This window comes from Pontibacter populi, assembly GCF_040278685.1.
Classification (GTDB): domain Bacteria; phylum Bacteroidota; class Bacteroidia; order Cytophagales; family Hymenobacteraceae; genus Pontibacter; species Pontibacter populi.
Genome location: NZ_JBEOKT010000008.1, coordinates 106163 through 131144, shown reverse-complemented (window position 1 = coordinate 131144; position 24982 = coordinate 106163). Strand labels below are relative to the sequence as shown.

Annotated in this window: 21 protein-coding genes; 9 read left to right on the top strand and 12 right to left on the bottom strand. The window is 45.1% G+C overall.

Translation table 11 applies throughout. From position 1 onward, the window contains the following. Positions 1 to 15: 15 nt before the first annotated feature. The gene (gldB, locus tag ABS362_RS11120) at positions 16 to 1008 is read right to left on the bottom strand and encodes a gliding motility lipoprotein GldB (RefSeq protein ID WP_350412552.1); all 993 of its coding nucleotides are present in this window, start codon (positions 1006 to 1008) and stop codon (positions 16 to 18) included. Positions 1009 to 1084: 76 nt separating this feature from the next. Between gldB and ABS362_RS11115 the strand changes: the two genes are divergently transcribed. Next, positions 1085 to 1759 (top strand): porin family protein, encoded by a 675-nt coding sequence (locus ABS362_RS11115; RefSeq protein ID WP_350412551.1) that lies wholly within the window; start codon positions 1085 to 1087, stop codon positions 1757 to 1759. Positions 1760 to 1829: 70 nt separating this feature from the next. Here ABS362_RS11115 and ABS362_RS11110 read toward each other — a convergent pair whose 3' ends face one another. From ABS362_RS11110 to ABS362_RS11100, 3 genes are all read right to left on the bottom strand, one after another. Next, complete coding sequence (locus ABS362_RS11110; RefSeq protein WP_350412550.1) at positions 1830 to 3425, bottom strand: Rne/Rng family ribonuclease; 1596 nt, start codon at positions 3423 to 3425, stop codon at positions 1830 to 1832. Positions 3426 to 3635: 210 nt separating this feature from the next. Next, positions 3636 to 4505 carry a tetratricopeptide repeat protein gene (locus ABS362_RS11105; RefSeq protein ID WP_350412549.1) on the bottom strand — a complete coding sequence of 290 codons (870 nt, stop codon included), beginning with the start codon at positions 4503 to 4505 and terminating at the stop codon, positions 3636 to 3638. Between the two features lie 64 nt (positions 4506 to 4569). Further along, positions 4570 to 4875 (bottom strand): HU family DNA-binding protein, encoded by a 306-nt coding sequence (locus ABS362_RS11100; RefSeq protein WP_007655567.1) that lies wholly within the window; start codon positions 4873 to 4875, stop codon positions 4570 to 4572. A 314-nt stretch (positions 4876 to 5189) separates the two neighbouring features. Here ABS362_RS11100 and mutY point away from each other — a divergent pair, with 314 nt between their 5' ends. The 6 genes from mutY (at position 5190) to recG (ending at position 11835) form a co-directional block, all read left to right on the top strand. After that, positions 5190 to 6278, top strand: a complete 1089-nt coding sequence (gene mutY, locus ABS362_RS11095; protein ID WP_350412548.1) for an A/G-specific adenine glycosylase — start codon at positions 5190 to 5192, stop codon at positions 6276 to 6278. A gap of 104 nt (positions 6279 to 6382) precedes the next feature. After that, on the top strand, positions 6383 to 6853 hold the full coding sequence (locus ABS362_RS11090) for a single-stranded DNA-binding protein (RefSeq protein ID WP_350412547.1): 471 nt from the start codon (positions 6383 to 6385) through the stop codon (positions 6851 to 6853). 26 nt (positions 6854 to 6879) lie between these two features. After that, positions 6880 to 8241, top strand: a complete 1362-nt coding sequence (gene gldE / locus ABS362_RS11085; RefSeq protein ID WP_350412546.1) for a gliding motility-associated protein GldE — start codon at positions 6880 to 6882, stop codon at positions 8239 to 8241. 7 nt (positions 8242 to 8248) lie between these two features. Next, entirely contained in the window at positions 8249 to 8821 is a 573-nt protein-coding gene (gene gldD / locus ABS362_RS11080) for a gliding motility lipoprotein GldD (protein ID WP_491568581.1), read from the top strand. Between the two features lie 350 nt (positions 8822 to 9171). Next, positions 9172 to 9645, top strand: a complete 474-nt coding sequence (locus ABS362_RS11075; protein WP_350412544.1) for a hypothetical protein — start codon at positions 9172 to 9174, stop codon at positions 9643 to 9645. A 90-nt stretch (positions 9646 to 9735) separates the two neighbouring features. Further along, a complete protein-coding gene (gene recG / locus ABS362_RS11070; protein ID WP_350412543.1) occupies positions 9736 to 11835 on the top strand; it encodes an ATP-dependent DNA helicase RecG in 2100 nt (699 codons plus the stop codon). A gap of 5 nt (positions 11836 to 11840) precedes the next feature. Here the strand turns inward: recG and ABS362_RS11065 are convergent, their stop codons facing one another. After that, positions 11841 to 12131 carry a hypothetical protein gene (locus ABS362_RS11065; RefSeq protein ID WP_350412542.1) on the bottom strand — a complete coding sequence of 97 codons (291 nt, stop codon included), beginning with the start codon at positions 12129 to 12131 and terminating at the stop codon, positions 11841 to 11843. A gap of 244 nt (positions 12132 to 12375) precedes the next feature. Between ABS362_RS11065 and ABS362_RS11060 the strand changes: the two genes are divergently transcribed. Next, positions 12376 to 13824: a hypothetical protein gene (locus ABS362_RS11060; protein ID WP_350412541.1), complete on the top strand. Its 1449-nt coding sequence runs from the start codon at positions 12376 to 12378 to the stop codon at positions 13822 to 13824. Here ABS362_RS11060 and ABS362_RS11055 read toward each other — a convergent pair. The 7 genes from ABS362_RS11055 to ABS362_RS11025 form a co-directional block, all read right to left on the bottom strand. Next, a complete protein-coding gene (locus ABS362_RS11055; protein WP_350412540.1) occupies positions 13812 to 14552 on the bottom strand; it encodes a glycosyltransferase family 2 protein in 741 nt (246 codons plus the stop codon). The genes ABS362_RS11060 and ABS362_RS11055 overlap by 13 nt on opposite strands. Positions 14553 to 14721: 169 nt before the next feature. Further along, positions 14722 to 16515, bottom strand: coding sequence for an acyl-CoA dehydrogenase FadE (locus ABS362_RS11050; RefSeq protein ID WP_350412539.1), 1794 nt, complete (start codon positions 16513 to 16515; stop codon positions 14722 to 14724). A 175-nt stretch (positions 16516 to 16690) separates the two neighbouring features. Next, positions 16691 to 17869 (bottom strand): acetyl-CoA C-acyltransferase, encoded by a 1179-nt coding sequence (locus tag ABS362_RS11045; RefSeq protein WP_350412538.1) that lies wholly within the window; start codon positions 17867 to 17869, stop codon positions 16691 to 16693. Positions 17870 to 17958: 89 nt separating this feature from the next. Next, complete coding sequence (locus ABS362_RS11040) at positions 17959 to 20361, bottom strand: 3-hydroxyacyl-CoA dehydrogenase/enoyl-CoA hydratase family protein (RefSeq protein WP_350412537.1); 2403 nt, start codon at positions 20359 to 20361, stop codon at positions 17959 to 17961. A 24-nt stretch (positions 20362 to 20385) separates the two neighbouring features. Then, positions 20386 to 20820: a MarR family winged helix-turn-helix transcriptional regulator gene (locus tag ABS362_RS11035; RefSeq protein ID WP_350412536.1), complete on the bottom strand. Its 435-nt coding sequence runs from the start codon at positions 20818 to 20820 to the stop codon at positions 20386 to 20388. A gap of 178 nt (positions 20821 to 20998) precedes the next feature. Beyond that, the gene (locus ABS362_RS11030; protein WP_350412535.1) at positions 20999 to 21586 is read right to left on the bottom strand and encodes a hypothetical protein; all 588 of its coding nucleotides are present in this window, start codon (positions 21584 to 21586) and stop codon (positions 20999 to 21001) included. Between the two features lie 149 nt (positions 21587 to 21735). Beyond that, complete coding sequence (locus ABS362_RS11025) at positions 21736 to 23499, bottom strand: AMP-dependent synthetase/ligase (RefSeq protein ID WP_350412534.1); 1764 nt, start codon at positions 23497 to 23499, stop codon at positions 21736 to 21738. 241 nt (positions 23500 to 23740) lie between these two features. On the opposite strand from ABS362_RS11025, the gene ABS362_RS11020 reads away from it, so the two are divergent. After that, on the top strand, positions 23741 to 24898 hold the full coding sequence (locus ABS362_RS11020; RefSeq protein ID WP_350412533.1) for a formimidoylglutamase: 1158 nt from the start codon (positions 23741 to 23743) through the stop codon (positions 24896 to 24898). The last annotated feature ends 84 nt before the right edge of the window (positions 24899 to 24982 follow it).

The following is a 24982-nucleotide window of genomic DNA, read 5'->3' as shown; positions in this document are numbered from 1 at the left end:
GGGCAGGTAAAGCAGTTAGCGCTTTTCGGGTTTATATTTCGATTCGGCGAATATCTTTTTAAAGTCTGTGTCGGCCATTAGCTCGGGCAATGTTACTTTCGGGTTACGCTCCATGTACTTGCGCACAATCTGCCAGCCAACCCATGTACCCAAACGACCAGGAGCATTTCCATCAATTTCAGGAGTGTTGGGGCGCTCGCCAATATACTTTTGCACCTGGAACGGGTTCTTTTCATAAAGCAGGCTTTTCTCTATAAAATGTGCCCAGATGCGGCCTTCGTTATGATGCACGTCTGCCAGCTGCTGCCCGCTGTAACCGATTATAGTTGAATCAGGAGTACAGGGCATTATCGTTTCTACAAAGTAATAGGCTTTGCCGGCATTTATCATCTCCGAAAGCATCGACCTGTCTAAGAAATCGGCTTTGTTGTACCGGTTAGATAACAGCAGCAAAGCAGCCGGAACCATGTTAGGCCGCTCATAACGTTTCAGAATATAATCGTAAGTATCCGGGCGGTACAGGGCGTCCTTACCAATAAAATAATCTATCCCGAAAACTATCAGGCTATCCGAAACCATCAGGTCCTGGCCCAGGCCCGATACAAACGTTTTTACCTGTGGCGCCTCAAAATCCGGGTAATTAAATTTAATAACCTTAAAGGCCGATTCAAGCTGCTTCTCTTCTTCGCTCATGTCACCAAACTTTTTGATAGCTTGCTGCGCCAAAGAGTCTAACGAAGGGTTTGTAGCCAGCCCTACCAATGAGTTCACCAATATAGAATCGTGCGGGTACTGGTTCTGCTGCAAAAATTTATCAGCAAAAAGAGACTGCTCTTTCAGGAAACCTCTTACCTGTTCTTCGTTATCAAAAGCAAAGAAACCTTTCTCCAAACGGTCGATTTTCACCTCCATTGGTATGCGTTCGATCTCGTTTGGTAAGTCGCAACCCTTCTTGCTGCAGCTGGCTAAAAAAAGAACTATGGCTATATATACTAATCTATATGACATAACTGTTTATTTTTGTACAAAAATAGAAGGTTCCTACGTACTAAGGTAACACGAATATTACAAACCACTTATTCAAATGAAGAAACTAACACTTTTATTGCTTTTTCTGGGTTTTGGCTACGGTGCTTCCGCACAGATCGAGATCGGATTAATGGTGTCACCTACCATATCAAGCAATCGTTTTATTGCTGAAGACAAGTATAATTTTGAAAGAGAGAGCAACAAACTGCGCCTGGGTGTGGGAGTTATTGCTGACTACTTTTTCGCTCAGAACTATGCTTTCAGTACCGGTTTGGTTTACCGCAGCAAAGGCAGCGAAATAAGCTACAACTATACCCGAATCGACAATGGCGGCACATCTACAACTATAGCTGGCCAGGATGATATTGCGATACAATACATTGAATTACCGCTAACCCTAAAGCTCTTTACCAACGAAATTGCTCCGGCCACTATTTTATACTTCCAGGTAGGAGGTTCGCTTAATACTAAAGTGGCTGCTAAAGTAAATGATAAAAAGGTAATAGACAGCGAGAAAACAGCTAAGCGCTTTAACGTTTTTGAAGCAGACGTTATGCTGGGTGGCGGTACAGAGTTCCAGTTTGGGGAGAGCACTAAATTGTTTGCCGGCTTAACCTACCACCGCGGCTTGTCCGATATAGATAACAAATACTATAGCGAGAAGCTTGGAGACAAGAACATTTCATTAAAGAACAATGGTGTATCGATAGATGTGGGCGTGAAGTTCTAAACTATAGTTACCAAACTATAAAAACAAAAGAGCCGCCCCGAAAAAATCGGGGCGGCTCTTTACTTATAAATTAATCTTCTTTTTCCGACACTTCCAGTTCCTCTGCGAAGGCAGTGCGTAATTCGATGTCTTCACCACGGTCATCCAGCACTTTAAAGTCTGTAATGCCTAACGAAGTATCTTTCACTAAGCTCACCCACCTGAAATATTTAAAGAACCATTTCATTTGCTTTGATACAATGCCTTTTGTGTAATAATCATACACAAACGGATGCACATAAATGGTCAGGCCTTTCTGGTTGTGGCTTACAAGCAGGTCTTCTACAGCTGCTTCAATTTCATCGGTAACCAGTATACTGGCTGTTATTTTACCGGTTCCGCCACAGGTAGGGCAAACCTCGCCGGTTATAATGTTTTGCTCCGGCCTCACACGCTGACGCGTTATTTGCATCAGGCCGAATTTAGAGATTGGCAGAACTGTAGACTTCGAACGGTCTGTTCTTAGTTCTTCTTTTACAACCTCGTATACTTTCTGGCGGTTTTCCGGCGACTTCATGTCGATGAAGTCAATTACAATGATACCACCTATATCCCGGAGACGTAACTGGCGTGCCACTTCGCGGGCTGCCATCATGTTCACGTTCAGAGCCGTGGCCTCCTGATCGGTTTCGGTATTAGATTTATTCCCACTGTTCACATCAATTACATGCAGCGCTTCGGTGTGTTCAATTACCAGGTATCCGCCGCCTGGTATAGTTACCGTTTTGCCGAAAGCAGCCTTCAGCTGTTTCTCGATGTGGAAGTGTTCAAAGGTTTTGGTTTTGCCGGAGTACTGCTTCAGGATCTTTAATTTATCCGGTGCAATACTTCCGATGTATGTCTTGATCTCGTCATATAGCTGGACATCGTCCACTATTATGTTGTCAAAACTTTCGTTCAGCAAATCCCTCAAAATGGAAGAAGAACGACCGAGTTCACCTATAACTTTATCGCAAGGTTTCGCTGTTTTCAGCGTTGTAAAACCTTCGTCCCAGTTAGTAAGCATGTTGCGCATGTCTCTGTCGAGTTCTGCCACATCACGCCCTTCGGCCACTGTACGGATGATAACACCAAAATTTTCCGGCTTGATCGACGTGATCAAACGTTTTAAACGGGTGCGCTCATCCTTGCTCACGATCTTTTTGGATACACTTACCGTGTTTGAGAACGGCACGAGTACTAAGTATCGCCCTGCAAGAGAAATTTCGCAGGATAAGCGTGGACCTTTCGTTGAAATAGGTTCTTTCACAATCTGCACTAACAGCTGCTGTCCTTTTTTAAGAACATCAGCTATTTTGCCCAGCTTGTCTATTTCAGGCTCAAATTTTAACTGGTTTAGTTTAGGCGACGCGTTCTTCTGAGTCTGTGCTACCTTAACAAATTTGTTAAGTGTTTTGATGTTGGCTCCCAGATCATGATAATGCAGGAAAGCATCTTTCTGGTAACCAATATCAATAAAGGCAGCATTTAGGCCTGGCATTACTTTCTTAACAGTACCCAGAAAGATATCGCCAACTATATAGTTGGTATCTTTCTTCTCGTAGTGGTATTCTACAAGGCGTTTGTCCTGTAAGAGTGCAATGCGTTCTCCATCCTGAGTAGAATTGATAATTAGTTCATTACTCAATTTCTCTCAAAGATTAGGTGGATGTATAGACCAAAGCCCACAATGCGGTAGCAAAGTGGGCTCCCTAAAACGCAGAAGAAATTACTTCTTCTTGTGTCTGTTTTTTCTTAGGCGCTTCTTTCTTTTGTGTGTAGCGATCTTATGTCTTTTTCTTTTCTTTCCGCAAGGCATAGTCTTGAAGTTTTGTATTTGTGAATAATTTCTTTAATACTAATTAAGTCGGGCCAGATACTCATCAACTGAGGCTGCCAGCGCCGGATCATCTTTCATTGTTTTTACCTTGTTAAACAAGGCCTTTGCTCTTTCATTCTGCCCGGTCTCAGCCAGCGATACTGCCAAGTAGAAGTTACCTTCCACGTGCTCAGGGTTTACTTCAACCAGCTTCTCAAAGTGGCCAAGCGCCTTATCGTACTGCTTGGTCTGCACTGAAAGGATGCCTAAGTTAAAGAGCGCCTTCTCGTTGTCCGGGTCGGCTGCAATCACTTCACGCAGCATCGTGATTCCCTGCATTGGGCTTGCGCTTGCAATGTAGGTCATAGCTACGTTCGTTTTCGCATCCAGATCAGATGGGTTATTCTTCAGCACTTTCTCGTACATGGTACGGGCTTTAACACCCATCTCAGCAGCACGTTCCTGTGTTGCAGCGTACGTAAAAGCACTAAAGTAGCTATCGCCGGCTTTCTTGAAAATGCGCTCGCCTGGTCTGGCCTCCGCTACTGTCTCGAAATAATAACCTGCACTGTCAAATTTAGCCACAGCTGTATAGGCTTCAGCCAGTTCAGTTGCCAGCAAAGTGCGCTGCTGCTTGTCGGTTGCTTTGTTGTAACGGGCTCTAACAGTAGCCAGCTCCATCATTTGCTCCGGTGTTGCAGTAGTAGCATGCGGGTCAGCACTGGTAGCAGCTTCTTCGCCATGCCCGTGGCCATCATCAGCTGAGTGGCCTTCCGGCATAGCAGTTTCTGTATCGCCTTTCGCCAGATTATCCTTATCATCTTCGTTAACAACTACTTTAGGCAGGAAGAATATACCTGCTACCAGGGCAATCGCCACAATAACTAATATAATCTGGTTACGTGTCATGCTTAAAAATTGAGTAGCTGTTAATTAAAGAATAGCAAAATCAGACGGCAAAGATACGAAAGAATTAAGAATGAGCCAGTTCTTTGATCTTTTTGCTGTTCTTAATCTTCGCGATGAAGGTTTTAGAAGGCTTGAAGCTAGGAATAAAGTGCTCATCAATAATAATAGACGTATTTTTAGAGATATTACGAGCTACTTTTTTGGCGCGCTTCTTATTTACAAAGCTACCAAAACCTCTCACGTAGATGTTGTTACCATCTGCCATTGAGTCTTTCACTACTTTGAAAAAAGCCTCGATGGTAGATTGAACATCAGCCTTATCAATCCCTGTTTTATCAGCAATTTCTGATATTACTTCTGCTTTAGTCACTTTCTTAAGTTTTATGAATTATAAAATATGATAAATTTCCAATATTAGGAGGCGGCAATTGTACCAAGTCCGTCATTTTCGGGGCACAAAGGTAATTTTACTTTTCGAGATGTAAAAGTTTTATGCTTAAATTATTAACTATAAATTCCTAATTCTTAAGCTCATCTACTCAGCCTGTTACAAACCCATTGCATAATTTTTCCTGACCCGCCTTGCACAACTGCAGGTATTCTGATCCTCAGCTATTTGCACAGGTATCAGAACAAAACTATAACTTTATCAGTTCTACTTTACCACGCATTGCATAATTGTATATGTCAAATAACCCCTCCTATTTCTCTCAGACGCTGATAAACTGGTATAACCGGAACAAAAGAAATTTACCGTGGCGAGCTACTACTAACCCTTATCACATCTGGTTATCAGAAGTTATACTACAACAGACGCGCGTAAACCAGGGGCTACCTTATTACCTGAAATTTACAGAAGCTTACCCCACCGTACAGACCCTTGCCGCAGCGCCCGATGATGAAGTTCTAAGACTATGGCAGGGACTAGGCTACTACTCGCGGGCACGCAACATGCACCATACGGCCAAACAGATTGTGCAGGAGTATGGCGGCAACTTTCCGGGTAGCTACAGCGAACTACTGAAACTAAAGGGAGTTGGCAACTATACGGCCGCTGCCATTGCTGCTTTTGCTTTTAAAGAACAGGTAGCCGTGCTGGATGGTAACGTATTCAGAGTACTTTCCCGTGTGTTTGGTATTTCTGATGACATTGCAGTTCCCTCTTCCCGCAAAGTTTTCCAACTGCAGGCCGACCAGTTGGTGCCCGCTGATGAGCCGGACACTTACAACCAGGCGATAATGGAGTTTGGGGCCATACAATGCACTCCCATTATGCCCGATTGCCTGTTTTGTCCGTTTCAGCAGACTTGTTCTGCCTTTACACATGGCCTGGTGCAGGAACTACCCGTAAAATCGAAAGCCAAAGCAGCGCGCCCGCGCTACTTCCATTACCTGGTTTTTGAGTGGCAGGGACAGTATTATATGCGCAAAAGACTGGAAGGTGACATCTGGCAGGGCCTTTACGACTTTTACCTGCACGAAAGCCCTGACAAAACCCTTGAAACGGAGGCGATACTGAATGAACTGAATGCAGCCGGAATACCTGTGCAACCCGACCAGCTTTTAATCCCCAAAAAAGAGTTCAAACACATCCTGAGCCATCAAAAAATAACGGCCAAATTTCACCTTATAAAGCTGAGCAACAGGCTAAAAGACATAGTAGAACAGGAAACAAGACTAGGCTTGTATAGCTCCGAAAAAATAGATGAATTACCGAAGCCGGTTTTGATCAGTAATTATTTGAAAGATGCTAAGATTTTAGTACATTTATAGACTGAACTTTTTCTTTATTAAGTTTGTAGTTCAGTAAGCCATATTTGCCTCCGGCTTGGTTGCCGGAGTAGCCCAATTAATTAACTATTTAAACTAAAAAAGACATGGCAAGTGTAAACAAAGTAATCCTGATCGGAAACCTGGGCAAAGACCCTGAAGTACGTCATTTAGAAGGCGGTGTGGCTGTGGCCCGCTTCCCTTTAGCAACCTCCGAAACCTTTAAGGACAAAAGCGGCCAAAAGCAGGAAAAAACCGAATGGCACAACATCGTGTTATGGCGTGGCCTGGCTGAGGTAGCAGAAAAGTATCTGCGAAAAGGTCAGTCTGTTTTTATCGAAGGCAAGATCCGGACAAGCCAATACCAGGACAAAGAAGGAAACCAGCGTTACTCCACAGAAATTGTAGCTGATAACATGACCATGCTTACGCGTGGCGAGGGTGGCTCTTCGGAAGGTGGAAACAGCTTCCAGGGAAGTGCCTCAACTTCTTCGGCTGGTACTAACTATAATGCCGGAGCTGCAACGGCCCCAGCCGGTGTGGCACAGAACGACGAGCCAGACGACCTGCCGTTCTAATCCTTGTTTAACCTAACAATTGAATTTTGGGAAGTATAGATCCTGGAGACCCCCTGAGTTATAGTTTACTGCAGTTATTTCAAAACACATCTGCTTTACTCAGGATAGAATACATAACAGCTATCCTTGGCTGTATCATCCTTTTGCTGCTTTCTGCCCTTGCTTCAGGGGCAGAAGCAGCATTTTTTTCTTTGCAGGACCAGGACCTGGAAAAGCTTAAAACAAGCACCAACCCTACCGATAAGCGCATTACCACTTTACTGGAGGATCCGCGCCAGCTGCTCACGCATATACTTATCATCAACAATGCCATTAATGTAAGTATCATTACCCTGTTCGCTTATATTGCCTGGCTGCTATTCGGTATGTTAAATGTAGTTGAGTTTGCAGTTTGTATGCTTTTTGCCACGTTCCTGATCGTTTTCTTCGGCGAAGTGCTGCCTAAAGTTTATGCTAACAAAAGACCGCTAACTATAGCCAGGCGCGCTGCTGTTGGTTTATCCGTTTTAAAGCCTTTTTTGCAGCCACTTGCAAGCGTACTAATGGGTATTGGCAATACTATAGAAACCCGATACGGTACACGCAGCTATAAGCATACCATGCAGGAGCTTAAACATAGCCTTGATGTAGCTCTTACCAACGAAGATACCTCTCCGGAAGAACGCCGGATTCTGCGTGGTGTGGTTAACTTTGGTTCTATCACGGTCAGGCAGATCATGCGGCCGCGTGTGGATATAGTTGCTTTTAAAACTACCCTTACCTTACCTGAACTGCTGCCTGAGATCACGAAATGGGGTTATTCGCGCGTACCGGTTTATAGTGATACTACGGATAAGATAGAAGGTATACTTTACGTTAAAGACCTGTTACTGCACATAGACAAAGGACCTGACTTTGACTGGCAAAAACTGATACGGGAGCCTTTTTTTGTACCGGATAGCAAACGAATCGCAGACCTTTTCCAGGATTTTAAGGACAAGCATGTACACATGGCCATCGTTCTGAATGAATTTGGTACCACCACCGGTTTGCTTACCCTGGAAGATATAGTGGAGGAGATTGTAGGTGAAATAAACGACGAGTTTGACGACGATGAGATCATCTACTCCCAGTTAGATAAAAATACCTTTATCTTTGATGCAAAGACATCGCTGCACGACTTTTGTAAAATAACCGAAGTGCCTTTTGATGCTTTTGATGAAGTAAAAGGTGAATCTGAATCTGTGGCCGGGCTGATGCTGTCGCTCTTCTCCAGAATTCCGAGGGCCGGCGAAACTATAAACTATGGCTATTTCCATTTCACGATAGAATCTGCGGACAGCAAACGCGTAAAACGAGTAAAAATAAATGTCGGAAGTAAAAAGAAACGTTACCACAAAGTCAGCTAAGTTACAAATGGGCCTATGGTTTGCCTTGGCGCTTGCCGTTGTTTCCTGTGGAACAGAATACACCCCTAAACCCAAAGGCTATAACCGAATCGATCTTCCGGCACAAACATACCAGCCCCTTAACGCGCAGCATCCTTATAGCTTTGAATATTCGAGCCACGCCAAGGTGCGTCCTGATTCGTCGCGGATAGCGCAGCCCCACTGGCTACACATTATTTACCCGAGCCTGGGTGCCGACGTGCAGCTGACGTACAAAGACATACAAGGAAGCGATAAAATACTGAACAACCTGGTAGAAGATGCCCGCAAACTAACCGGCAAACACCAGATAAAAGCCTACTCTATTGAAGAGACGGAAGTAAAAACCCCAACCGGCGATATGGCCTCGGTTTTTGAGCTCGAAGGCGAAGTCCCAAGCCAGTTCCAGTTCTATGTAACCGACTCTACCAAGCATTTCCTGCGCGGCGCTTTATATTTCCGTACAGCTACCCAGAACGATTCATTGGCTCCTGTAATCGAGTTTATTAAAAGAGATGTGATTCACATGCTGAACACACTTAAGTGGCAGGAAGGGAAGTAAGTGTTGCTTGTCGCTTGTTTTAAGGAACTATAACTATAGTTGATAACGGATGCCAACTGTCTTCGGATTTATAGTTATTGCTACTGGCGCTTTTATTTGCTGGGCCTTTAAAGGTTTTAAAGGCAAATTCAACGACGAGATGGTAGGCCCATATGATCTGTCTTCTCACAAACGCCATAGAAATTTAATAATAGGCACATTAGTTATTGGCTCAGTCCTTTTCGTTCTTACTAAGTATTTTGAAAACAGTCAGCCAGCGCCTAAGGTGATTATTCTTGATAAAAACCTTAAATCTGTTAATTAACTATAGTAGCTAATTGCTTTAGGTTCTCTTCATTCAGGATTTCTTTATGATTTATAGAATCAACGAATCAAACTTAGATATCATAAATCATTTGGTTTTCGATGCCAGTGTTCAATCGGATGACCTTAAGAAGCTAACTATAGATAAACCTATTGAGTTTGAAATAGAGCGAAGATGCCTTGAAGATGTAAACAGGAAACACTTTCTATTCTGGACAACTACAAGTTTTGGCGGTAAAACATCGTTAATCAGATTATTAGGAGTAAGTAAAGTTGAATTCGAAGGAATTGACGAAATGTTTACAGATAACCATTTTATCAATGAGCTCACTTTTAACCCAGAAAGCAAAGTACTTGAGGTGAATACATCTTTTGGCCTATCCGCAAAATTCACATTCAGTAACAAACTTGATGGCCAGTTAATTGATGTAAGGGATAGTGATTATGGAGCTGGCCAACTAATGGGCTCAAAAGGCTTTACAAAAGAAGAATGGGAAGCAAAGGTGAAACTTTCTTCCTAATCCTGTCTATACTTTCCACTCCTGTAAATCCTCAATCAGACAAAATCAGTATCTTTATCTCATTCATAATTCTTAATTCACCCGTAGGTTTTGAGCAACTTCTTCCATACTAAGATCGAGTTTCTGAAAGGGATAGGTCCGATGCGCGCCGAATTGTTGCAGAAGGAGCTCAACATGTACACCTACGGCGACCTGATCCAGCATTACCCTTTCCGTTACTTAGACCGCACCCAGTTTTACCGCATTGCCGAACTCGATGAAAGCATGCCGTATGTGCAGGTGCGCGGACGCGTGCGTGGGAAGCAACTTTTAGGCGAAGGCCGTAAGCAACGCCTGGCTGCTACCTTAGTAGATGAAGCCGGCGACGAGATGGAGCTGGTTTGGTTTAAGGGGGTGAAGTGGATGGAGAAAAGCCTGAAGAACCACACTGACTATATTGTTTTCGGGAAGCCAACTGAGTTTAATGGCAAGTATAATATGGCTCACCCGGAGCTGGAAGAACTGGCCGAAGAAAAGCAAACCACAGCTTTTCTGCAGCCGGTTTATCATACTACCGAAAAGCTTAAAGCCCACCGCATCGACAGTAAAGTAATCTCGAAGTATATCGAGTCGTTACTGAAAATCGCGGCACCTAACATACAGGAAACCCTTTCGCCAGACCTGATAGATCATTACCGACTGACTGACAAACGCAGTGCTTTGCAGAACATCCACTTTCCCGAGTCGGTAGAAAAGTACAATGCAGCTAAGTTCAGGCTTAAGTTCGAAGAGCTTTTTTACATACAGCTTCGCCTGTTGCGCCAGAAAGTAGTGCGCCGCGCCGACCTGGCCGGGCAGGTATTTACACAGGTGCCTACTGTAACGGAGTTCTACAAAAACCACATGTCCTTCGACCTGACCGGGGCACAGAAGCGGGTTATAAAAGAGATTCACAAAGACCTGACCTCGGGCAAACAAATGAACCGCCTGCTGCAGGGCGATGTGGGCTCCGGTAAAACTATAGTTGCCTTCATCACTATGCTTATAGCTGCAGATAACGGGGCACAGTCGGTATTAATGGCGCCAACCGAGATTTTAGCAGACCAGCACTACACTGGCCTTAAGGAATTTGCAGATCGCTTGGGTATAAAGATTGGCAAACTGACAGGCTCCAGCAAAACCAAAGAACGACGCGAACTGCACGAACAACTCCGCTCCGGCGAAATGAAGATGATTGTGGGCACACATGCTTTGCTGGAAGATGTGGTACAGTTCCATAACCTGGGCTTGTGTATAGTGGATGAGCAGCACCGCTTTGGCGTGGAGCAGCGCTCCAAACTATGGCGCAAAAATCCGCGCATAATTCCGCATGTATTGGTGATGACGGCTACTCCTATTCCGCGCACCCTGGCCATGACCTTGTATGGCGACCTGGATGTATCGGTGATAGATGAGATGCCGGCCGGCCGTAAAGAGATCGTAACCGTTCACCGTTTCGATTCTCATCGTTTGCGTGTTTTCCAGTTTGTGAGAGACCAGATAAAGTTGGGCCGCCAGGTATACATAGTTTATCCGCTGATTGAAGAATCGGAGCAGATGGAACAGTATAAAGATCTGATGGATGGCTACGAAAGTATACGGCGGGCTTTCCCGGAGTACCAGGTAAGTATGGTGCACGGCAAACTGAAAGCGCAGGACAAAGATTACGAGATGCAGCGCTTTGTAAAACACGAGACCCAGATAATGGTAGCTACTACGGTTATAGAAGTGGGCGTGAACGTACCGAATGCTTCGGTAATGATCATAGAAAGTGCCGAGCGGTTTGGCTTATCACAGCTGCACCAACTACGCGGGCGTGTTGGTCGTGGCGCAGAGCAAAGCTACTGTATACTAATGACCGGCTATAAACTCAGCAAAGACAGCAAAACCCGCCTGGAAACCATGGTGCGAACTAATAACGGCTTTGAGATAGCTGACATAGACCTAAAATTGCGCGGCCCCGGCGACCTTATGGGCACACAGCAAAGTGGCGTACTTGATCTGCTTATTTCAGACCTTGCCAAAGATGCTCCTATACTTCAGGAAGCACGTGCTGCTGCTCAAAACATTTTACACGAAGACCCACAGCTCGAACATGCTGCACATCAGAACATACGCAGGCACATTCAGTCGTTGAGCGCTAATACTGTAAACTGGAGCCGTATCAGTTAAAACCTTTATTCTATAGTTGCCTGTGTTGCTACAAGTGTTTTTACAGGCTCAACGGGCAAGTCAGTTTCGTGATGCTCCGTACCGCTACTTGTAAGTATCGGTATCGGCTTTACTACGTTGCTTTGCGCCGCACTAACTATAACCTGAGGGTTTTCAGCAGGGCTAGTTATCAGTTTGTCTTCTTTGGTAAATTTGCTTATCAGTAAAAGTGCTGTAAATGCTAGTATCTTAAGTATAAACCTCATTTTAATATTCCTGATAAGGTGTACTACTACCAAAGCTGCAAGTTTCAGCAAGTAATCTGTATTGGGTAGAGTTATTAAAACAAGAGGTGATGATCACTTTTTTGGATGTAATTGACATCTAACAGATGAAAATATTAAACTATAGCTGCATATTCCACAACCGATACTTCTTTCCAAAATCCTATTTATTTCCTATCCATCCCTAAAGATTATACTTTGTTAAAGCAAGCCGCAATTAAAATTTGACTAATGATGTGCTAAGCCTTAAGTTTGAGTTCTGTAAAAGTTTATACCCGTGAAAAACCTGCTATTCATTTTTGTTTTTGTTGCGCTTTCGGTAGCCGCATTTGGTCAGTCCAGGAAAAAAGGAGATGTGCCTTTCGAGTATCATCCTAACTTATCGGAGGACAGGTATAACCAGCGGATCACAAATAAAACGATAGCTACAGGGCCGGAACAGTTTGTAATTCTCAGCCGCAAGGCAAATGGCAACTATGGCGTACAGAAATACGAAGCGGGCCTGGAAAAACAGTGGGATGCAACTATCCCGCTTACCACAGACCAGACAGTGTATGGTTTTTACATTAACAAAGATGCAGCTATAGTTGTAGCACACACTAAAACAGGCGCTACCCAACAGCTGCACGGGTATTTTATAGACTTGCAAAGTGGTGCCATAAAAGACAAGCAGCTGCTGCTGGAAAGTCCTGTTTCGAACCGCGAGCCCGGTATTGCCTACTCACAGGACGGTTCTAAACTGCTTGTTTTTCATTTCCAGGCCGACAATAACTATAAGATCAGGAGTATGAGCGGCTCGTTGTACGACGAGAAACTGGCTAAAATAAAAGACTCCAACTATAGCTTGAACGATGTACGCGATATATTGTCGGTGGATGTGCAGGTAAGTAATACCGGAGAGCAGTATCTGAGTATGATCTCGGATAACATGAACCGCCTGACAGTGCGCCAGTATAATTTGAAAGACCTGAAAGCTAAAGTGATGAGTGTGCTGGTAGGCGGTGTGTTTGGAGGCAAAAAAGTTTACATCATGGATTCCCGGTTTAAGCTGATGAACGATGGCCAACTATACGGAGCCGTAATTACAGCTGAGGAAGCCTCTGGTTTATACTATAGCCTGAAAGCAGTCCGGTTTAACTTTGAGGCGGAGGACATGGTATTTGCCGAAGAGTTTAAATTCACGCCTACTTACCTGGCAAAAATAAATGGCTTAAACAAAATAGACACAAACAAGCCAAAGCGCTTCGAAGACATCTACATCACAGACCTGTTGAAGTCTGCGGATGATAAGCTGATCGTGCTGGCAGAGAAGAAGTACACAATGGGCGGTAAAACATCGCCATACTTTGCCAAAGAGATGCTGCTGTTCGCCTATGATGAGTACATGAATACGGCCTGGAACTCTGTTTTAATGAAACACCAGCAGTCACCCGCCGAAGATGCTTTCTCGGGTATATCGTACACAGCTTATTTAAACGGCAATACCCTGAACCTGCTAACGCTGGAAGAACTTGATGGCAAAAATGACCTTTACCTGCGCCAGATTGATACTAAAACTGGCCAGATAAGCGAGGCAAAAGGAGTACGCCTGAATGTGGCTAACGATAAAGAACTGGCTTATGTAAAAGATTTCACGGCCTGGTTCTCTGATAAAGATGTTGCGGTTGTAGTTCGTCCTAAAAAGCGTGAAGCAGGCCTTAAACTATACCATATTCAGCTGAAATAGTGCCTGAGATATAGTTGTTGTGGCTCTTTGATTGGTGTGGTAGCGGTTGCTTTGTAATGTAGCTTTTTGGTAAAAGATGTCAGCTGCAGGCACATGTGCGAGAAACCTACATAGTTCACGATATCCACATACATGTTAAATTCTTTACGTGAGCCATGCAGCACGCCCAGTTTGTCTACTTTGTAGGTATTCATGGCAGACCATGGCATCCAGCGTACTACTTTTTTATGGCGCAGCATATAGCGGTTAATGGCAACCTCGAGTTGGTAACACTTTAGTCGTTGCTTCAATATTTGCTTCAGATCAGCTGTTTGCAGAATACGTTCACCTGAAAGCAATACATCACTGCGGTACCATTTTACGAACCACGGGGAGTTTATGCGTCGCAGGATTACCATGTCCACTTCATGGCATTCCTTGTAGGCATCCAGGGCAGCTTCAAGTTCTTCTTTTTGCAAACCCTGTAAGTCAGCATCCATCATGAGCAGTGTGGCATATTCCACATATTGTAATCCCTGCTTTATAGCTTTGGTTTTGCCCTGGTTATGCAGCAATCTTATAACTTCTACGGTGGGCCAATTCCTCTCAATATATTCTGCAGTTCCGTCTGTAGATCCATCATCTACACAAATGACCTGCTGTATATATTTTGTGCTGACAATGATGTTGAGCACCCGCGCAATTCGCTCACGTTCGTTGTAACAAGGTATAAGGCAGCTTACTTTCATTAGGTACTATAGGTTAATAGTTTAGGCGCTGCTACTCATACGTAAAACCTGTTCCAGTATTTACATTTTTTCAATATAAATATTATTTTTATTATATTAAATTAAACATATAAAACAAAAAAGGCTTTCCCCTCAGGAGAAAGCCTTTCTAACTATAAATGGTCAGAAATTAATAAACGTATTCGTTTGCCTCGATAAGTGCAGCAGCTATACGGCGGCGCGCTTCTTTTGTGTTAAAGAGGTCTTTTTTGGTGAAGCGTTTTAAACCCATGAACAACAGACGCTGCTCATCGCCTTCGGCCATAGATGCAATGGCTTCTTTACCAGCTATAAACGAAGTATCAACCGCATCATTTACTACCACACGGGCAATATCGATCTGGTTCGCTACAGCTTCTTCGCCTTTATTGGTTACCAGTTTCTCTACACGTAGCAAAGTAGACTCTGCTACATAAGTTTTGATTGCCATATCGGCAATGTTCATCAGTACTTCCTGCTCTTTCGCCAGCGACTGCATATATTTCTGCACCGCTGTTCCGGCTACTAGCAGTATCGCCTTTTTCAGGTTACGGATCGCTTTATACTCAGCAGCAAAAAGGCCGCCTTCTTCTTCCGCTCCGAAATCCGGAATAGCCATCAGTTCATTCTGCACGTTCTGCGCAGGTCCCATCAGGTCAAGCTCACCGTTCATCGCTTTCTTCAGGATCATATCCACGGTAAGCATGCGGTTGATCTCGTTAGTACCTTCAAAAATGCGGTTGATTCGTGAATCACGGTAAGCACGGTCCATTGGGTAATCGGCTGAGAAACCATAACCGCCATAGATCTGCACCCCTTCGTCTACCACATAATCCAGAACTTCAGAGCCTTCTACTTTTAACATTGCACACTCTACGGCAAACTCGCGGGCAGCACCAAGCAAGGCTTCGTTCTCATCTTTGCCGGCTGCCATCAGTTCCTGCTCCATGCGGTAAATATCCATACCGGCACGGTACTGTGCCGACTCTACAGCATAAATCCTGATCGCCTGCTCAGCTAATTTATAACGGATAGCACCGAACTTAGAGATTGGCAGTTTAAATTGGTGACGCTCGTTTGCATACTTCACCGACAGGCTTGCAACACTTTTTGATGCACCCAGCGTAGCAGCGCAAAGCTTGATACGGCCAATGTTCAGGATGTTGAAAGCGATGAGGTGACCTTTACCGATCTCACCCAACACGTTTCCTTTTGGCACTTCACAGTCTGTTAAGAACACCTGGCGCGTAGACGAACCTTTGATACCCATCTTATGCTCTTCGTTACCAAGGCTCAGGCCCGGGTAATCTTTCTCAACTATAAACCCTGTAAACTTATCGCCATCCACCTGTGCAAACACGATAAACACATCGGCAAAACCTGCGTTGGTGATCCACATTTTCTGGCCATTCAGGATGTAATGCGTACCAGCCTCGTTCAGCACAGCTTTGGTTTTAGCAGCTAAAGCATCAGAACCAGATCCTGGCTCCGTTAAACAGTAAGCCGACATCCATTCGCCACTCACCAGCTTAGGAACATACTTCTGCTTCTGCTCTTCGGTACCAAAGTATAAAATTGGCAATGTACCGATACCTGTGTGCGCCGCAAATGCAACCGGGAACGAATGACCACCACCTACTGATTCTGTTACCAATAAGGCTGTATTAAAGTCCATGTTCAGGCCACCGTACTGCTCCGGAATAGACACTGCGAATAACCCAAGCTCACCAGCCTTTTTCATCAGACCTTCCATCAGGCCTTCTTCGTGATTGTCCAGTCTGTCTAATAGCGGGTGCACTTCTTCCTGCACAAAATCGAGGCAGGTTTGCGCCATCATGCGCTGCTCTTCGGTAAAATCTTCGGGCGTAAATACGTCCTGCGGATTCGTTTCCTTTATCAGGAACTCACCACCTTTTAGTATTGCGGCTTTATTTTGAGTTTCCATGGTGATGTATGTTTTAAGGTTTTGGATACAGTTATAGTTAGTTGTTTCAATATTATGCTGGCGCGAGCGTCCTCGCTCGTGTCGAACTATAGTTTGGGCCTCTGGCCCAACTGAGTTACAAACTCAACATCATAGTAAGGCACGAGTTGCAAACTCGCGCCAGCAATTACCTAGCTTACTTCAGCAATTCATAGATACCGGCTACACCCTGGCCGCCACCTACACAGGCGGTTACCATGCCGTACTTTTTACCTAAGCGGCGAAGCTCATGAAACTGCTGAATAGACAGTTTAGCACCAGAGCAACCCAGTGGGTGACCCAATGCAATAGCGCCACCACTTATGTTTAGTTTAGCAGGATCAAAGTCCAGGTGACGCATTACAGCTATAGACTGTGCAGCAAAAGCTTCGTTCATCTCTATCAGGTCAATGTCGTTCAGCGTCATGCCAGCCATTTTCAGGGCTTTCGGAACAGCAGCAATCGGGCCCATACCCATAATGCGTGGATCTACGCCACCTGTGGCATAGCTAACCAAGCGTGCGATCGGCTCAAGATTCAGTTCTTTTACCATGCGTTCGCTCATCACAATTACAAAAGCAGCACCGTCTGATGTCTGAGATGAGTTACCTGCCGTTACCGAGCCACCTGCCGCAAACACCGGCTTCAGGCGAGCTAAGGCTTCCATAGAAGTATCAGCCCGTGGGCCTTCATCAGTATCTACAACATAACTGCGGGTTTTCTTTTTGACGTTCTCATCCAGGTAAGTTTCCTCTACCGTAATCGGCACGATCTGCTCTTTAAAATAACCATTCTTAATCGCGTTGATAGCCTTTTGGTGCGAGTGGTAAGCAAACTCATCCTGGTCTTCACGTGAAACCTTATAGTCTGCGGCTACTGCTTCAGCTGTTAAGCCCATGCTCAGGTACCAGTCCGGGTTGTTTTTAGCGATCTTATAGTTAGGAACAGTTTTCCAGCCAGCCGTTGGCACCAGCGACATAGACTCCGTACCGCCAGCAACTATACAATCGGCCATACCAGCTGAGATACGGTTTGCGGCAATAGCTATAGTTTCCAGTCCGGATCCGCAGTAACGATTCACCGTCATACCACTTACAGATAGTGGCAATGACAACAGGGAGATCATTCGACCGATCTGAAGGCCCTGCTCTGCCTCCGGCACAGCGTTACCAACTATAAGGTCGTCAACACGCTCCGGATCTAAGCTTGGCACAGAAGCCATTAAGTGTTTGATGACATCAGCGGCCAGGTCATCAGGTCTGGTGAACCGAAATCCGCCACGGCCCGCTTTACCCACGGCGCTACGAAATCCGGCTACGATATATGCATTGTTCATATTTTCTAATTGCTAAATTGTTAAATGGTTGATTGTTGATTTCTCTTTTAAGAGCTTAATCATTAGTCATTACCCATTATTCATTAACATTAATTTCTCAGCGGCTTGCCTGTTGTCAGGATACTCTGAATACGCTCCAGCGTTTTACGCTCCCCTGTCAGCGACAAGAAGGCTTCACGCTCCAGATCCAGCAGGTATTGCTCACTCACCTCTGTTGGTGCAGACAAGTCGCCACCGCACATTACATAAGCCAGTTTCTGAGATATTTTCAGGTCGTGCTCCGACATGTAACGGCCGGTAAACATGGCGTTGGCACCCGTCAGGAACATACCTAACGCACCTTTACCCTGTACTTTAATGTTTGTGCGTTGTACCGGTTTCGTGTAACCAGCTTCAGCCAGAAGTATAGCCTGCGCTTTGGCGTCGGCTATCAGGCGGTTACTGTTTATAGTTATGCCATCCGATTTGCGCATAAAGCCCAGGTCTACCGCTTCTTTAGCCGACGTAGAAACCTTTGCCATACCGATATTCAGGAACACGTTTTTCAGGTCGTTGTACTCGATATCGCCATCAGCATACATATCAGCCGCACGTAACGTCATTTCTTTGGTACCGCCACCACCTGGTATCAGACCAACACCGAACTCTACCAAGCCCATGTAAGTCTCAGCAGCAGCCTGTATATGATCGACGTGCAGGTTAAGTTCGCAGCCACCACCTAGTGTTAAACCATGCGGTGCACCCACAACAGGTATAGCTGAATAACGCATGCGCATCATAGTGTTCTGGAACTGGCGGATGATCATGTTCAACTCATCGTAATCCTGATCCAAGGCATACATGTAGATAAGGCCCACGTTGGCACCGGCAGAGAAATTAGCTCCCTGGTTACCTACTACCAATCCTCGGAAATCCTTCTCAGCTAAATCTATACCTTTGTTCAGCGCCATGATCACGTCGCCGCCCATGGTGTTCATTTTGGTATGGAATTCTACGTTCAGGATGCCATCGCCCAGGTCAGTTATAGTTGCGCCGGTGTTTTTCCAGATGACGTTGTTGCCACGCAGGTTCTCCAGTATAATAAAGTTCTCGGCGCCCGGTATAGCTTTGTATGCTTTGCTTTGGATGTCGTAGTAACGGCGCTGGCCATCCTGTACAATGTAGAAGGACTCTTTGCCTTTGTTCAGCATCTCCTCTACCCAGGCGGCAGGCTGATAGCCGTTCTCGATCATGCGCTGGACGCCTTCACGTGCACCAATGGCATCCCAGTACTCAAACGGACCAAGCTCCCAGCCAAAGCCGGCACGCATGGCGTCGTCTATTCTGTAAAGTTCGTCGGATATCTCAGGTATGCGGTTGCTCACGTACTGGAACAAGCCGTAAAGCGACTCGTTGAAGAACTGAGCTGCTTTGTCTGATTGACCAGAGAAAGTTTTCACACGCTTCTTTAGGTCTTCGATTGGCTTTAGTACTTCCAGGCTCTGGAACTTAGCTTTCTGCTTTGGTCCATACTCCAGCGTATTCAGGTCCAGCGTCAGGATCTCGGTTTTGCCTTTAGCATCTTTGGTTTTCTTGTAGAAGCCCTGACCAGTCTTATCGCCCAGCCATTTGTTCTCAACCATTTTCTGCAGGTAGCCCGGCAACTGGAACAGCTCACGCGACTCATCCTTTTCACCAGTCTGGTAAAGACCGTTTGCTACGTTAGCCAACGTATCCAAACCAACCACATCCAACGTTCTGAAAGTAGCCGACTTCGGGCGACCGATGATCGGGCCGGAAATTCTGTCTACTTCGTCTACATTCAGGCCCAGCTTGTTCATTACCTGCAGGCCCTGCATAATAGCGTAAATACCCACACGGTTTGCGATGAAAGCAGGCGTATCTTTAGCCAGCACTGTAGTTTTACCTAAGTATAGATCACCGTAATGCATCAGAAAATCAACTATAGCCGGATCGGTTTCAGGCGTTGGGATGATCTCCAGAAGTTTTAGGTAGCGTGGCGGATTAAAGAAGTGTGTGCCGCAGAAGTGTTTCTTAAAGTCATCAGAGCGCCCCTCCAGCATCATGTGGATCGGAATACCCGATGTGTTGGAAGAGATAAGTGTACCCGGCTTACGATGCTGCTCTACCTGGTCGTACACGATCTTTTTAATTTTCAGGTTCTCTACTACCACCTCAATGGTCCAGTCGGCAGTAGCGATGTCCTTCATGTTGTCTTCGAAGTTACCGGTTTGTATCAGACTGGCGTCTGACTTGCGGTAAAGCGGCGACGGGTTTGAAGTAATAGCAGCCTTTAGCGAACTATCAACTATACGGTTGCGCACAGCTTTGCTTTCCAGTGTCAGGCCTTTCTTCTCTTCGTCGGGCGTTAACTCTTTTGGTACGATGTCGAGCAGCAGCACCTGCACCCCGATGTTGGCAAAGTGGCAGGCAATGCGCGAGCCCATTACACCGGAGCCGAGTACGGCTACTTTCTTTATTATTCTCTTCATAGAATAGCTATAGTTGTCTATGGTTTAAAAGATCTCTTTGTTCTCGATCAGGCCCTGAATGCGGCCGCATACTTTAAAAAACACATCCAGTTCTTCCTGGGGTACCTGCTCTCGCACCTTGTGGTTAAAGTGCAGCACCGTCTTCCGCGATACTTCTTTCTTCTGCAGTCCTTTTTTTGTCAGGAAAATGCGCACCAGTCTTTTATCGCTTGGGTCAGAAACTTTAAAGATGAGTTTCTTTTCCTCCATGCTTTTCAGGATGCGGGTAAGGCTGCGTGCCTCCAGGCCAAGTAAGGGAGCAATTTTGGTAGCAGGGGTACCGGCCTCCTGGTCTATGTTTAACAACACAAACCCTATAGATGTTGTAATGTCGTTTTTAGCGGCCTCGGTATTATACATACGCGATATGGCATGCCAACAAACCTTCACATTATAGTCTACTGTTTCTTCTGGCTTCATGTATAAATGATGGTATATACCAAATATAGAAATAAATGTTATGCAAGCATACTATTTTAAGAAATTTATTCGGCATGCATAAAATATAGTACGAAAGAAGCGCTTTACAGATACTATAGTTTGAAACAGAAACGGTTAAAAACAAAAAAGCCCTTCCGGCGATGGAAGGGCTTTAGTATTAAAGGCTATCAAGTAACCTATTATAGTCTCTAGGTTTGAACTCTGCTGAGGGTGGAATTATAACATCTTTGGTAGTTTTGAATCTATGGTTAGCACTTTGTTTCATCTCCTGAGCTTCAACAAGCTCCATTAAATTCCAGATATTTCGCATTACTTTCTCATCAAGATATCCTTTCATACTAAGCCCACCATTATACATAGTAAAGTAAATGTTTACTTCAGGTGCATCTTCCGCATCATATTCAGCAAACTTTAACTTATTAAAATCAATGGAATTGAGGATTGCGTAAACTGTATTCATACTTTGAGCATTAAGCTTACCTGTATAGTTTGCTTTTATAGTTGGCATGAAACGCTCTCGCAAACGATAGTAAAAAGTACTGTCTGCTAATATCTCAACATCTTTATCATATTTATCACGGCTCATACCATAGCGAATAGAAAACGTGATCTTATTAAAATAACTGTCTCTTTGATATACAGACATTACTGGGTCACTACTTTCCACAACTATAGTTTCAGCCTGCTTCTTGTCCTGACAGGAAAAACAAAGTACAGTTAGAAGTATAAATACATATCTGCTCATAGCAACTACAGTTAGGCTCAAAAAAATCATCCTGAAAGGGCCTGAGTCAGTAGCAGGTGTTCAACCTACCTTTAACAAAGATCCTTTCAGGATGACATTACCGATAGTAAACTATAGCTTTAGCTACAAGAGCAGCTATAGTTTATAATTTAAAACATGCTGTCGATCTCTTTTTTATAGTTTGCAGAGATGATCTTACGCTTCACTTTAAGGGTTGGAGTAAGTTCGCCGCTCTCTACGGTCCACATATTCGGGATCAACTTAAACTTCTTAACGGTTTCGTACTGGGCCAGGCCGTGGTTGGCTTTCTCTATCTCACGCTTAAATTTATCCAGGATCTCCGGCTTCGTGATCATTTCGGCATCAGTAGTGTAAGGAATGTGCTTGTGCAGGCAGTAATCCTGTAAACCCATAAACGACGGAACTATAAGCGCAGCAGCATATTTCTGTCCGTCGCCTACAACCATTACCTGCTCAATTACCACAGACTCTTTCAGCTTATTCTCGATTGGCTGTGGGGCCACATACTTACCGCCCGATGTTTTAAACATCTCTTTCTTACGGTCAGTGATCTTCAGGTATTTGCCGTGCACCATTTCGCCAATGTCACCTGTATGGAACCAGCCTTCGCTGTCTATCACCTCGGCAGTTAGTTCAGGTTTGTTATAGTAGCCTTTCATTACATGTGGTCCGCGGGTAAGTATTTCGCCGTCTGCTTCAGCAATCTTCACCTCAACATTATCCAGCGGCAAACCAACTGTACCGATCATGTTGTTTTCAGGCTCGTAGCGGTTAAAGGTAATTACCGGGGATGTTTCTGTCAGGCCATAACCCTCCATAACCCTTATGTTGGCAGCCCAGAACACACGTGCCAGGCGTGGCTGCAACGCAGCACCACCCGAAACGATAGCGATCACATTACCGCCCAGTGCTTCGCGCCATTTACTGAAGATAAGCTTGTTGGCAAGAGCCAGCTGCTGGTTGTACCACCAGCCATTGTCTTTCTGGGTATCGTACTTAAGGCCAAGCTCCAACGCCCAGAAGAACAGCTTACGCTTCACGCCTGTCAGCTCCATACCTTTGGCCACGATCTTGTCATACACTTTCTCAAGCAGGCGAGGCACGGTTGTAAATATGTGTGGCTGTACTTCTTTCAGGTTATCAGCTACCTTTTCTATACTTTCGGCATAGTAGATAGACACCCCGATACGCATGTACATATACAATAGCATTCGCTCAAAAATATGGCACAGCGGCAGGAAGCTCAGGGCACGGTGCGAATTGTTTACCGGCACATAGTTTACAATGCCCTGCACGTTGCTTACAATGTTATCGTGCGTCAGCATCACGCCTTTCGGGTTTCCGGTAGTTCCGGAAGTATAAATAATGGTCAGGATGTCTTCAGGAGCAACCGCATTACGCAGCGCATTCATCTGGTCCATGTTTTCCGCCGACTTACCCATCTCTACTACTTCAGACCAGTGCTTGGCGCCATGCACCTCATCAAATGTATAGATCTCTTTTACACTGTCCATGCCTTCGGTAGCGGCTACCACTTTATTGTATAGTTCGCTGTCGGCAACAAATATGGCTTTTACTTCTGCATCGTTAAAAATGTAGCGGTAATCTTCAACAGTTATAGTTGGGTACATCGGCACGCTTATAGCGCCAATCTGCTGTATACCGAAATCCGCAAATACCCACTCCGGGCGGTTAAAAGAGATAATAGCTACCTTATCATTTTTGCCTATGCCCAGCTTAAGCAGGCCAAGCCCCACAAGGTTTGCCATGTTCTGCACATCCTGGGTACTGTATTTTACCCACTGGCCTTCCCGCTTTACGGCAAGGCAATCTTGGTTAGGAAAGTTGTTTAACTGATGCGACAAAAAGTCAATGGTGCGGGTAATGCTCATGCTGTTTATATCTTTAGATAGCGTGTAACCTGTAACTATAACTGGGGCCGGATTTTTGTTAGCGGCTCATCATTAGTGCATTTTAATTATTTTTTTTTATTTCTCCCACTTTCGCTCTCATAAATATTTAATATGAGTTATATTACACTCATTAATTTACCATTACCTGGCTACGTGTGGGCACCTATAGTTGCCACCCAGCAGTTATGGTATTTTAAAAGCAAAGTAAAGCAGACACCGCATGAACCTGTCGATCTTTTTCGAACCGCTGAACGAAGACATTTTTGCAGCACTTAACAAGCCCCGCACCCTGGGCTCCTATATCAGCCGATTTGTAAGCAAGTTTCCCGACTGGCGGTCTGCAGATATCGCTATAGTTGGCATAAACGAAACACGTGGCAGCGGTAACGAAGAGAACACAGAAGCAGCATTGGCTCCTGCCCGTGCCGTACGAAAAAAACTGTACACCCTGAACAAAGGGGCAGGCAGCTGCAACATAGTAGATCTGGGCAACCTGAGACCCGGAATTACCCTCGATGATACGTACCTGCGCCTGAAAGAGATCGTGGAAGTACTTATCTCGCATGGCACTATACCTGTAATTATAGGCGGATCGCATGACCTGGAATATGGCCAGTTTATGGGCTACGAGCACCTGGAGCGTGTGGTAAACATGGTGACCGTAGACAGCAGCGTAGACATGACCGAGGATGCCGATGCCAACCCCAATAAAAAGCAGCTGCGCACGATACTGATGCATGAGCCCAATTACCTGTTCAGCCTTGGGCAGATCGGGTACCAGTCGTATTTAGTAGAGCCGGAAGTAATGGCCACGCTCGAGAAAATGCATTTTGAAGCGTACCGCGTAGGCGAAGTGCACCGCAATGTACAGGAGATGGAGCCTGTCGTGCGCCTGGCCGACCTGCTAACTATAGATGTAGCTGCCATCAGGCACCAGGATGCACCGGGGTACGAACCTGCCAACCCGTTTGGCTTAACTGGCGAAGAAGCCTGCCAACTATGCTGGTACGCCGGCCTGAACGACAACCTGACCTCGCTTGGCATTTATGAATACAACCCAGCCGTGGATGAACGCGAACTGACAGCCATGACCGTTGCAACAATGATCTGGTATTTTATTGAAGGGTTTTACCACCGCAAGAACGAGATCAGCTTTAACAGCAAACAGTTTACAAAATACGCCGTTGCCTTCAATGACAACCCAGACAGGATGGTATTCTATAAAAGCAAGCAAAGCGAAAAGTGGTGGCTTGAAGTAGAATCGCTTACAGAAGGTAAGGCTACCCGCGTGGTACCTTGCAGCTACGAAGATTACCTTCAAGCAACCAAAGGCGAAGTACCAAACCGCTGGATACTGACACAGGCAAGGATCGGGTAGTGTTTTATCCGGAAATCTGAAGATGTAAGAAATTGAAACTAGAAACTCTAAAAATAAACTATAGTTTTAAGGCAGCATTATTTT